This is a genomic window from Streptomyces sp. H27-D2 (assembly GCF_035828615.1).
GTDB lineage: Bacteria > Actinomycetota > Actinomycetes > Streptomycetales > Streptomycetaceae > Streptomyces.
This window is the reverse complement of record NZ_JAYMZR010000153.1, coordinates 1-11,377: the sequence shown is the minus strand read 5'-3', so window position 1 is coordinate 11,377 and position 11,377 is coordinate 1. Positions and strand designations below refer to the sequence as shown.

Below are 11,377 nucleotides of genomic sequence, written 5' to 3'. Positions count from 1 at the left end.
GTCCTGGACCGTATATTTACGGGCCTGGCGGCCCACAAATACACGACAGCGTCCAGGACCTACCGCCCCTCCGGCCCCACCCCCTTCCGTTGAGTCGCGTCTCCAGGGCCGGCCCGGCCCGACCCGCCCCCTCCTGTGAGTCGCGCCCCGCCCCGCCCTGGCCTCTCCCTTTGCATCGCGCCCTCGGGGCCGCTTGCGGCCAACCGTGTCGCCACGACGAGTCGTGGCCGGTCGCCCCCGGGCGGTTCGCGCCGACCGTCGCTGGGCGTGGCTCGCGTCGGGGGCGGATGGCGGGCGGGTGGTCCGGGGAGCTCCGCCGTCGTGGCGAAACACGCTACGGTCGTTGTGAGGCGGTCATGAACAGTGCTTACCCGCAGGGGATTTCGTGGGGATCGAGAGCGATCAGCTCGTATACGACTACTTGAGCCGCGTCGGCGACCTGGCTCAGCAACGAGCGCTGCCCTCCGGCCAACGGATGCGGCTGGTCTCCGGATTGCGCGCGGATATCGATGCCCGGCGTGCAGCCAATACCGGTAGTAGCTCGGACAGCCCGGCCGGCGTCAAGCGCATTCTGAGCAAGCTCGGGTCGCCGATGGACGTGGTGGATGCGGCAGCAGGGGGATCTGCGGGGGATGGGGCTGGGGCCGGGGGTTCGCTCAGCGCCGGTGCCCCCAGCGGGTTCGCTGGTTCCAGCGGCTCTGGCAGTTCTGGCAGCTCCAGCGGCTTCAGCAACTTCGCTGGCGGGCGCGGCAAGTCGGCGGAACGTCGCGATCCTGCGGACCGTGGCTGGCGTTCTGCTCGGCAGAGCGCGCGGGAGAAGGCTCGGGAAAAGCTGGGTGGGTTGTCCGGCAAGGTGCCCATGCCGCGAGCGGAGCATGAGTCCTCCTCGGCTTCCGCCCCGCCCGCCCCGTCCGTTCCCGAGGTGTCGAGTACCGCCGCCTCGCCGCCGCACCTCGCGGGTGAGGACGAGTTGGGGCCCTCGGACGTCGGGACGGACTGGTGGCGCGTGGAGTCGGGGCCGTTCGGGCCCGGCATGTACGGGTCGGGCGGCTTCGGGCCCGGGGAGTCGGTGCCCGGATTCGTCGGCGGCATCGAGCTGCCCGAACTCCTCAAGCCGCCGCCCCGGCCCGACGACCGCGCCGCTGCCCTGGAGCGCGTCGAGCGGATCGAGAGGGCGGAGCGAGCCGAGTTGGCCGCTCGGGCGGGTGGCGAGGACGCGCTCGACGATGCTGATGAGGATGAGTCGGGCGCCCGTCGGCGGTGGCGGCCTCGGCTGCGTCGTACGGGTCGTACGGGTGAGGACGGTGGCGTCGGTGTGGCGGGGTCTGTCGGGGTGCTGGTGTTGCTCGCCGCCGCTCTGCTCGTCGGCGGGGCCATTTTCGGCTCCTGGATCGCGCTCGGCGCCGGCTGGCTGCTCGCGTACGGCTCGCGCCGGCTCTCCCGCGCCGAGGCCAAGTGGGCGGCGATGGGCGTGCCCGGCCTGGTCGCGGCCGGCACGATCGTCTGGCTCTGGGGCCGGGTCAACGAGGGCTGGGGCGAGCCCATCCCGCGCGGCGGCCTGGGCCACGCCCTGACCGACGCGCTGCCCGTCGTCGTACGGATCGCGGCCGTCGCCTCGGCGCTGTTCCTGATCTGGCGGTCGAGGCGACGGGTGTAGTCGTCGAGGCGACGGGTGTAGTCGGTGTGTCATCGAGTGATCCGGCGATAGCGGTGACGCGTGTGGTCGAGCGGGTGATCGGGTGGGCGCGGGCGGCTTCGCTACGTCTTCAGCTTCACGCCGTCAGCTTCACGGCTTCAGCTTCACTTCGTCAGCTTCGTCTGCAGCTCTTCCAGGATCTTGTTCGCCGCCGTGTAGCCGATGCCCTGGATCCAGAGTTGGTCGTCGACCTTGAAGGACCTGCCGTGGTCAGGAACAGCTGGGTGACGGAGCGCGGCGCGACCGCGAAGCCGATGCCGATGAGTACAAAGCGGGTCGCGTGCAGCCCGCCGCGCCACGCGAAGACGTAGACGAGCGCGGCGGCGACCAGCCCGCCGATCACCGAGAGGTACGGCAGGACGGTGTACGAGGTGACGCCGAAGGTCATCGCGCCGACCGTCAGCGCGCTCGCGCCCTGCGTCACCCCGATGATGTCGGGGCTCGCGAGCGGGTTGCGCGCGACGCTCTGGATCAGCGCGACGGCGTCTGGGGCTGGTGGTCGGGACGGCTGGCATCGGATCCATTTCGCATGCGCACGTGGTCATGCGTGCGAGTTTCATTCGTCTTCATTCGTACTTCATGCGTAGGTGTTCACCTGGGCAGCGGGCTGCGCACCGCATCGGCGTTCGCGTCTCGTACTCCTGCCGCGTACGCCTGCCGACGCCCAACTTAGGCTTGGCTAAGTGCACGGGCTGCCTCTGGAGCGGACCGGGCGGTCCCGCAAGGCAGAATGGCGGGCATGGCCACGTACCCGCTGACGGTCGGATTCGACCTCGACATGACGCTCATCGACTCGCGCCCCGGCATCAAGGCGGCCTACGAGGTGCTGTCGGCCGAAACGGGGACGCCGATCGACGCCGACCTCGCCGTGACCCGCCTCGGGCCGCCCCTGGAGCAGGAACTCGCGCACTGGTTCCCCGATGAGCACATCCAGGAAATGGCCGACCGCTACCGCGAGATCTATCCGGCCTACGCGATCGGCCCGTCCCCCGCCATGCCCGGCGCCCCCGAGGCCGTCGCCGCGGTCAGAGCGAGTGCGAAGGGGGCAGGGCACGCCGTGGGACGCGCCATCGTCGTCACCGCGAAGCACGAGCCCAACGCGAAGCTGCACCTCGACCACGTGGGCATCGAGGCCGACGCCGTCATCGGCTGGCTGTGGGCCGAGGGGAAGGCGGAGGCGCTGCGCGAGTACGGCGCGACGGTGTACGTCGGCGACCACACCGGCGATGTACGCGGCGCCCGCGCGGCCGGCGCGCTGTCCGTCGCCGTGGCGACCGGCCCGTGCGACGCCGATGAACTGCGGGAGGCCGGCGCGGACGTGGTCCTGGCCGGTCTGACGCTGTTCCCGGCCTGGCTGGAGCGCCACGTGGCAGAGTCGGTCTGACGGGACGCTTGGTCCGACGGGACGCCTGGTCCGATGGGACGGCTGTGCTGGGCTGCTGTGCTGGAAGGCTGTGCCGGCTCGGCGGATCTGCCTGGCAGCAGCGCTGCGTCGCTACACCGCCGACTTGGCCTGGCGCCGCCCCTCGGCGGCCGACCGCAACACGCCGGCCGCGGCGATGAGGAAGCCCGCGCCCATCAGCATGCACAGCCAGTAGAAGACGGACGGCAACGGATCGCCGCCAAGGAACAACGGGGCCATGGTGGCCATCGTGGCCACTGCGCCGATCGCGAAGACGATCGCGCCGATCCGTACGAGCCGGTCGCCGGCACCGCTGCTGGTCTGCTGGGTTTGGTTGCTCACCCGACCAGGGTAAGTCCGGGCCAGAAGCACACAGGAACCACCCGGCGGCATCTTGTCACCGGCCAATGGACCACTAGCCTTGGTAGAAGCGGGTCTTGCGGCCCGCTGCACTGCTATCCAGAGCTGTTTTGTCGGTTGTTTCTCACAACCCAAACAATGAGGACGAGGTCGGACGGACGTGCCTACCGGCAAGGTCAAGTGGTTCAACACTGAGAAGGGCTTCGGCTTCCTCTCCCGCGATGACGGCGGCGACGTCTTCGTGCACTCGTCAGTGCTACCGGACGGCGTGGAGGCGCTGAAGCCGGGCCAACGCGTCGAGTTCGGCGTGGTGGCGGGCAACCGCGGTGACCAGGCGCTCTCGGTCACCGTGCTCGACCCGGCCCCGTCAGTGGCCGCCGCCCAGCGCCGCAAGCCGGACGAGCTGGCGTCGATCGTGCAGGACCTCACCACACTGCTGGAGAACGTCGCACAGTCACTGGAACGCGGGCGCTACCCCGACAAGGTCCACGGCCACAAGATCGCGGGCATGCTGCGCGCGGTCGCCGACCAACTGGACGTGTGACGGGCTGGACGTGTGGCGGGACGTGTGACGGGTCGGACACGTGGCGGGCTGGACGAGTGACGGGCTGGATTCAGCCCAGCCGGATTCGGCTCAGGCCAGATTCAGCTCAGCCCGGATTCAGCGCGTCGGGGCCGAGGGGCGGCACCAGCCCCTCGGCCGCCGCGCGGGTGAGCAGCCCGCGTACCGCCGCGTAGCCGTCCTCGCCGAGGTCGGCGGTGAACTCGTTGACGTAGAGCCCGATGTGCTGGTCGGCGACGGCCGGGTTCATCTCCTGCGCGTGTGCGAGGACGTACGGGCGCGAGGCGGCCGGGTCGTCCCAGGCCATCCGGACCGACGTACGGATCGCGTCGGACAGCTCGCGCAGCCGCTCCGCGCCCAGTGACCGCTTGGCGATGATCGCGCCGAGCGGGATGGGCAGGCCGGTGGTGCTCTCCCAGTGCTCGCCCATGTCGGCGAGGCAGTGCAGGCCGTAGTTCTGGAACGTGAAGCGGGCTTCGTGGATCACCAGCCCGGCGTCCACCTCGCCGTCGCGCACGGCGGGCATGATCTCGTCGAACGGCAGCACCTTCACCTCGCCGACGCCGCCGGGGATCTCGGTCGCGGCCCACAGGCGGAACAGCAGATACGCGGTCGAGCGCTCGCTCGGCACCGCGATGGTCTTCCCCGCCAGATCGGCCGCCGAGCCCTCGCCGCGCGTCAGCACAAGCGGCCCGCAGCCCCGCCCGAGGGCCCCGCCGCACGGCAGCAGGGCGTACTCCTCCAGCACCCACGGCAGCACCGCGTACGACACCTTGAGCACGTCGAACTCGCCGCGCTCCGCCATGCCGTTGGTGACATCGATGTCCGCGAAGGTGACATCGATCGGCGGCGCGCCGGGCACGGTGTCGTGCGCCCACGCGTGGAAGACGAACGTGTCGTTGGGGCACGGCGAGTAAGCGATCTTCAGCCGGTCGGTCACGGCGTCCTCCTGGCGAGCGGTGTATTGCTGGTGGTGCTCGTGCTGTTCGGGCGGTTGCTGGTGGTGGTGGTGGTGGTGGTGACGGCGGTGCTCGATCCGCTGTCGCCCGCGAGGACAGCGGGCAGTGTGCTGAACGCCGCGCCGAGCGCGTCGAGGGCCTCGCGGATTCGCCAGGCACCGCGGTCACGCGGGCCGACGCGGTTGGAGATCGCGCGGATCTCCAGTACGGGCAGCCCCTGCGCGGCGGCTGCCTCCGCGACCCCGAATCCCTCCATCGCCTCGGCCAGGGCCCGCGGATGGCGGTCGGCGAGCAGCGCGGCCCGCTCGGCGGTCCCGGTCACGGTCGACACGGTGAGCACGGTTCCGTACGCGGCCCCGGCCGCCTCGGCGACGGCGCGGGCGAGCGCTTCGGGCGGCCGATGGGCGTCGGTCCCGAACCCGAGTTCGGTGACGGCGAGAAAACCGTCGGGCGTCTCGGCGCCCAGATCGGCCGCCGCGATGATGTCCGCGACGACCACGGAACCGACCGGGGCGGGATCGGCGGGGGTGGGCGCGGGCGGGCGCGTATGGGTGAAGCCGCCGCCGATCCCCGCCGAGATGACGAGGTCGTACGGCTGCTGGGCGAGCGCGGCGGCCGTCAGCGCGGTCGCGGTCCCGGCGGCGGCAGCGGCGGGTCCGACCCCGGCGGCGAGCAGGTCGAAAACGAGATCATCGCGATGATCGAGACCATCGAAGACGTGGTTGAAGCGGTGCGGCACATGGCGGTGCAGCACATAGCCGGGGAGCGCGACCTCGACCGGCTCCGCCGCCGGTTCAGCTCCCGAATCGGCCCCGGCTTCCGTGCGCACGGCTGTCGTGCGCACCGCAGCCGTGCGGACGGCGAGTGCGACCGCGTCGCGCTCTGCCGGGACGGCGGTGACGATGAGGACGCGCATCAGCGGGACCGCTGCCGGGATCGGGGCCGGGGCCTCGGGCGGCAGGTCGTCAGGCTCCGTCGCGCTTCAGCTTGAGGTGCCAGACGCCCTTGTATTCCTGGGGCTTGCCCTTTTCCACGTGGACCTCGATGACGCTGATCTGGACTTCCTTCGGCCTGGGGCCGGTCGGTCCGTTGGCTCCCTGCGGGGCGGTGAAGAAGGCGGCTCCGGGGAGGCTGACGTACGTTTGGTCGCTGATCTCCTCCAGCGCCGCCCTGCCGTTGACGGTCAGCATCCAGCCGGTGTCGGCGATCTTCGGGTCCACGCCGATGCGCACCTTCTCGCCGGCCTTGACCGTGATCGTGTGCTCGGCCTTCTCATTGAGGCACTTTTCGACCACGGACCTCTTGATGGCCTCGCCGTCTTTGTAGCAGGAAGCCTCTGTGGTCACCGTGGTTGTGCCGAGGGTCGCCGTCGCCAGCGGCGTCGGCTTCTCGCAGGCGGAGAGGGTGAGGAGCCCCAGGGTCACGGCACCGAGAGCGGCAGCGGCGCGGCGGCCCTTGCCCGAAGAAAACGCAGCGGTCATGCGGGCAGGCTATCTGGCCGCCGCCCCAAGAGGCCGACGGGGGCCTCCGGCGGGTCTGTCGCCCGCAGGCCGGCTGTACGGCGAGCCCGCCACCGGCGCAACCGCCCGCCACCGGCGCAACCGCCCGCCACCGGCGCAACCGCCCGCCACCGGCGCAACCGCCCGCCGCTTCCGCCGCCGCTCGCACCGCCGGTCCGGGTCACCGCTCGGGCCGCACCGCCGCCGACCCGTACGGCTCACGTGCTCAGGTCCGTACCGCTCGCGCACCCACGCCCTACCGTCACGCCACCCGCGCCCGCGGCGGCGCCCCGTGCCGGGCGGCGGACAGCAGCCTCCGTACGGTCACCACCGTGCCCAGCGCGACCAGGGTGGCCGCGACCGACATGCCGAGTACGCCATTCAGCGGCAGCGTCATGGCGATGGCCCCGCCGACCACCCAGGACATCTGCATCAGCGTCTCGGAGCGGGCGAAGGCGGACGTCCGTACCGGCTCCGGTACGTCCCGCTGGATCAGCGCGTCCAGGGACAGCTTGCCGAGCGCCTGCGCGATACCGGCGGTGGCCGCCATGCCCGCGACCGCGATCTCGCTGTACAGCGCGGCGGCGGTGATGGTCGCGCCGAGCGCCAGCGCCAGCACGGTCACGATGATCGTCTCGGGCCCGCGCGCCCTGAGCCAGGCGCCGAGGGCGGTGCCCAGCGCGTTGCCGGTGCCGGCCGACACCACCACGATGCCGAGCGAGGCGGCGGCGCTCAGCCCGTTCAACGGGTGCTCGCGCAGTACGAAGGCGAGGAAGAAGGTGAGGAAGCCGGACAGCATGCGCAGCGTGGCGTTCGCCTGGAGGGCGTGCAGCACGGACGGGCCGACGGTGGTCAGCCCCGGCCGCTTGGGCCTGCCGGCCTGCTGCCCGCCGCCGGCGCGCCCCGTACGGCCGCTCCCGCCGTTGCGCTCCGCGCTGTCACTGCTGCTCGCCGTCCCCGCGGCCTTGCCCTTGCTCTTCTCCCAGCCCCTGTCCCGGCTCGGGTCCCAGCGACCGCGTCCCGCCTTGGTCCCGACCCTGATCCCCGGCCTGGTCCCGCCCCTGGTCCCGGCCCTGCGCTCCTCGCGGCCGTTCCGGGAGAACCAGAGCAGGGCGCGGCTCGCGCGGGTGGCTCCCGCGCCGGTCACCCCCGTCGCACCCGGCGCTGCCGGGTTTCTGGGCAGGCCGGGCACCGCCACCTCGTCGAACGCCTTCCGCGCGGCGAAGTGCGCCTTCGCCTCGCCCTTCGACGAGTCGACCTTGTGCGGCAGCGTGAAGGACAGGAAGGCGCCGGTGCCGAACAGGACGAATGCCCCGTAGAGCGGCCAGCCCGGACCGATCTGATGCAGCCCGGCCCCCACCGGCGCCGCCACGCCGGTCGCCAGCAGACCGCCGAGCGTCACCCTGGAGTTCGCCTTGACCAGCGCGATCCGCGGTGGCAGCAGCCGGGGTACGACGGCGCTGCGCACCACCCCGTACGCCTTGGAGGCGACCAGCACGCCGAGCGCCGCCGGATACAGCTCCAGCCCGCCGCCCGCGACCGCGCCCGCCATGGTCAGCGCGAGCAGCGCGCGGGCCAGCATGGCGCCGGCCATCGCGGCGCGGCGGCCGTGCGGCAGGCGGTCGAGGATCGGGCCGATGACGGGGGCGAGCAGCGCGAAGGGGGCCATCGTGACGGCCAGATACAACGCGACCCGCCCGCGCGCCTGGTCGGTGGGGACGGAGAAGAAGACGGTGGAGGCCAGCGCGATGGTCACCATCATGTCGCCGGCGGAGTTGACGGCGTGCAACTCGATCAGCTTGCCGAGACCCGACTCGCCCGCGCCATGGGCGTGCGTCGCCCGCCGGATGCCGCGCCCGACTTTCCCGAAGGGCCAGTGCAGGGCGCGGCCGACCGAACGGCCCGCGCGGCGCAGCGGGCCGCCTCCGTGGGACGAACTGTCGGCTGCCACCTCGTCATAGTGCCCCAACTCGCCCATGGCATGGCTCTTTCTGAATTTCCCTGTGAGTCCCGCGCGGTTCCGTGACGGCTTGGGGCGCGCGATCTGTTTTTCTCCGTGAGTCCCAGCGCGGCTCCGTGACGGCGTGGGACGCACGATTTCGGGTGATGCGGGTGGGGCGGGGCCACTTCGTCAGACACTCGTAACCCCTGTGTCAGCTCCGTCCCGCCCCCTCTTGGCATGCTGATCGGGAGGCGCGCCGACGCCCGGGTATCCGAGGCCGAGCCGCGCGGGGTAGCGTGCGTAGCGCGCCACCGGCGGTCGCTCTTGGCCGCGCGCCTTCCATCGATCCCGCAGAATGGGACGTACCAGGTGCGCACGAGACCGATCGGGCGCGGACGTCGATGCGGTCCTCTGGTCCGCTCCGCCCGCCCCGTCCCTCCGGTCGTCCGGCCCGTCCGGCTGGCGCACTCGTGAGACGGCGTAGGAGAGAATCGATTCTTGTGAGTGCTGCGATGCGAAGCCGGACCCCCGACCGCCTGTGTGCCGAGGCGGTCGATCTCGCCCTCGCGGAGGCTGTGGAAGCCGCCGGCCGGGGCGCGGTGGGCGAACACCTCGAAGCCGTCGCCGACGGGGACCGTGTGGTCACCCACTATTTCGTCTGCAAGGACCCCGCCTACCGCGGCTGGCGCTGGGCGGTCACCGTCGCCCGCGCGTCCCGCGGCAAGCTGGTCACCCTCGACGAGACGGTGCTGCTCCCCGGCCCGGAGTCGCTGCGGGCACCCGAGTGGCTGCAGTGGAGCGAACGGCTGCGCCCGGGCGACATGGGCCCCGGCGACCTCCTCCCCACCGAGGCCGAGGACCTGCGGCTGGAACAGGGCTGGTCGGGTGAGGACGCCCCGCCGCCGAACTCCGTTGTCTCGGAGGAGCTGACCGAGCTCGCCGAGGAAGAGGACGCCGACGTGGCGGCGGGCCCGCCGTCCGCCCAGCCGGTGGTGCCCCGCGTGGGCACCGTCGCGTCCATCGCCGAGGAACTCGGCATGCGGCGCGCCCGGGTCCTCTCCCGCTACGGGCTGCACGCCGCGGCCGACCGCTGGGACGAGTCGTACGGCTCCAAGACCGCCATGGCGCAGGCCGCTCCGGCGTCCTGCATGAGCTGCGGCTTCCTGATCCCGATGGCCGGTTCGCTGCGGCAGGCCTTCGGCGTCTGCGGCAACGAGTTCGGCCCGGCGGACGGCCATGTCGTCTCCCTGGCCTACGGCTGCGGCGGCCACTCCGAGGCCGCCGTCATGCCGACGCCCTCGCGGCCCGCGCCGCCGGTCCTCGACGAGATGCGCGTCGAGCCGATGCCGTTGCGTCCGGACCGCTCCAGTGGCTCGGTCGACGAGTCGGGGCCGCCGGAGGAGCTCGGGCACAGCTGAGGCTGTGGCTGGGCCCGTAGCTGGGCTCATGGCTGATTCCACAGCTCAGCTGTGGGGGTGCCGGCGCGCGTTCTGCCTCCCGTGGCACCGACCCAGGCGAATGCTGCCGGGTCGGTGCCACGGCTGCGTTCGCCGCGCGTCATCGCGCCCGTGCAGTGGCCTCGCCCGGCTCTCCCACCCCCTGCGGCCCACGAAGCGGAGCCATCGCCTCAGCCGGTGTCCGAGGCGGTCCGGGCAGGTCGGAGGTGCTCCGGCACGGGGCGGGGCGGCTGAGACGCCCGGTTGGGGGTACGTTCGCCGGAGTAATCGGTGCAGTGCCAAGCAGCGCCGAACGGGTGCAGCGCCCAACGGTGCAGTGCCAACGACGCAGTGCCCACCGGTGCGGTGCCAAGCAGCGCGGCAGCCGGTGCGGCAAACGGAGCAGGGAGACAACACGTGAGCGGTACGGCGATGGTGCGCGGCGTCAGCGAGGGGGCGGACCCGTTCGGGACGGCCCGACTGCGGCGCGGTGTGCTGGACGCCTGGGTCGCCTCGCCCGCGCGCTTCCGTGAGGACGCCAACGCCGAGGAGGACCTGGTCCTCGGCGGCTACCGCGACCGGCTCATCGTCGAACTGGCCCAGAACGCCGCCGACGCGGCGGCCCGCGCCGGGGTTCCCGGCCGGTTGCGGCTGGCCCTGCACCCCGCCGAGGGCGACGACCCCGCCGTGCTCGCCGCCGCCAACACCGGCGTCCCGCTCGACGCCGCCGGCGTCGAATCGCTGTCCACCCTGCGCGCCTCCGCCAAGCGCGACGAGGAGAGCCCCGCCGGCGCGGCGTCGGATCACCCCGCGTCGGATCGCCCGGCATCGGATCACCCCGCCCCGGCCAGCAGTGGCTTGAACAGCAGTGGCTTGGACAGCGGCGGCATGGTCGGCCGTTTCGGCGTCGGCTTCTCGGCCGTGCTCGCCGTCAGCGACGAACCGGCCGTCGTGAGCCGCACCGGCGGTCTGCGCTGGTCCCTCAGCGAAGCGCGGGAGCTGACCCGGCAGGCCGCCGCCGGCACCCCGGGGCTGGCCGACGAGCTGCGCCGCCGCGACGGACACGTACCGCTGCTGCGCCTGCCGCTGCCCGCCGAGGGCACCGCGCCCGTCGGCTATGACACCGCCGTCGTGCTTCCGCTGCGCGACGGGGCAGCCGAAGACCTCGTCACCCGGCTGCTCGCCGGGATCGACGACGCGCTGCTGCTCACCCTGCCCGGACTGACCGAGGTGGTCATCGACACCCCGGAGGGCGTACGGACCCTGACGCGGCGCCAGGACGGCCCGTACGTCCTCATCGAGCAGCGCGCGGGCGACACCTCGGGCACCTCGGGCGCAGCGGGCGCAGCGGGCGAGGCGGACGCGCCCTCGGGCGCGGCTCCGGCCCAGGTCACCCGGTGGCGGGTCTCGCGCGCCGGTGGGCGGATCGACGCCACGCTGCGCGTCGGGCGGGCCGTCGAGGAGCGGCTGCGGCCGATCTGGTCGGTGACCTGGGCGGTCCCGGTCGCCGCCGACGGCGCA

General features: G+C 72.6%; 9 protein-coding genes and 2 pseudogenes. 5 read left to right on the top strand and 6 right to left on the bottom strand.

The annotated features are described in order from the left end of the window. The first annotated feature begins 859 nt into the window (after window positions 1-859). Window positions 860-1,657, top strand: coding sequence for a hypothetical protein (locus tag QMK28_RS32505; protein ID WP_326443289.1), 798 nt, complete (start codon window positions 860-862; stop codon window positions 1,655-1,657). Window positions 1,658-1,904: 247 nt separating this feature from the next. On the opposite strand, the pseudogene QMK28_RS32495 reads toward QMK28_RS32505, so the two are convergent. Beyond that, window positions 1,905-2,180: pseudogene (locus QMK28_RS32495) on the bottom strand (iron chelate uptake ABC transporter family permease subunit); the annotation flags it as partial. Between the two features lie 246 nt (window positions 2,181-2,426). Between QMK28_RS32495 and QMK28_RS32490 the strand changes: the two are divergent. Continuing rightward, complete coding sequence (locus tag QMK28_RS32490; RefSeq protein ID WP_326443288.1) at window positions 2,427-3,080, top strand: HAD family hydrolase; 654 nt, start codon at window positions 2,427-2,429, stop codon at window positions 3,078-3,080. Window positions 3,081-3,191: 111 nt separating this feature from the next. On the opposite strand, the gene QMK28_RS32485 is transcribed toward QMK28_RS32490, so the two are convergent. After that, window positions 3,192-3,440 carry a hypothetical protein gene (locus QMK28_RS32485; RefSeq protein WP_326443287.1) on the bottom strand — a complete coding sequence of 83 codons (249 nt, stop codon included), beginning with the start codon at window positions 3,438-3,440 and terminating at the stop codon, window positions 3,192-3,194. A gap of 178 nt (window positions 3,441-3,618) precedes the next feature. Here QMK28_RS32485 and QMK28_RS32480 point away from each other — a divergent pair, with 178 nt between their 5' ends. Beyond that, window positions 3,619-4,002: a cold-shock protein gene (locus QMK28_RS32480; protein ID WP_326443286.1), complete on the top strand. Its 384-nt coding sequence runs from the start codon at window positions 3,619-3,621 to the stop codon at window positions 4,000-4,002. A gap of 106 nt (window positions 4,003-4,108) precedes the next feature. Here QMK28_RS32480 and QMK28_RS32475 read toward each other — a convergent pair whose 3' ends face one another. From QMK28_RS32475 to QMK28_RS32460, 4 genes are all read right to left on the bottom strand, one after another. Beyond that, the gene (locus QMK28_RS32475; protein WP_326443285.1) at window positions 4,109-4,960 is read right to left on the bottom strand and encodes a 1,4-dihydroxy-6-naphthoate synthase; all 852 of its coding nucleotides are present in this window, start codon (window positions 4,958-4,960) and stop codon (window positions 4,109-4,111) included. After that, the gene (locus tag QMK28_RS32470; protein WP_326443284.1) at window positions 4,957-5,895 is read right to left on the bottom strand and encodes a futalosine hydrolase; all 939 of its coding nucleotides are present in this window, start codon (window positions 5,893-5,895) and stop codon (window positions 4,957-4,959) included. Before QMK28_RS32470 ends, QMK28_RS32475 begins: the two co-directional genes overlap by 4 nt. Window positions 5,896-5,944: 49 nt before the next feature. Beyond that, window positions 5,945-6,460: a DUF2771 domain-containing protein gene (locus QMK28_RS32465; protein WP_326443283.1), complete on the bottom strand. Its 516-nt coding sequence runs from the start codon at window positions 6,458-6,460 to the stop codon at window positions 5,945-5,947. Between the two features lie 280 nt (window positions 6,461-6,740). Next, window positions 6,741-8,456, bottom strand: a complete 1,716-nt coding sequence (locus QMK28_RS32460; protein ID WP_326443282.1) for a hypothetical protein — start codon at window positions 8,454-8,456, stop codon at window positions 6,741-6,743. 476 nt (window positions 8,457-8,932) lie between these two features. On the opposite strand from QMK28_RS32460, the gene QMK28_RS32455 reads away from it, so the two are divergent. Then, complete coding sequence (locus QMK28_RS32455) at window positions 8,933-9,838, top strand: DUF3027 domain-containing protein (protein ID WP_326443281.1); 906 nt, start codon at window positions 8,933-8,935, stop codon at window positions 9,836-9,838. A gap of 450 nt (window positions 9,839-10,288) precedes the next feature. After that, window positions 10,289-11,377, top strand: a pseudogene (locus QMK28_RS32450) (hypothetical protein); the annotation flags it as partial.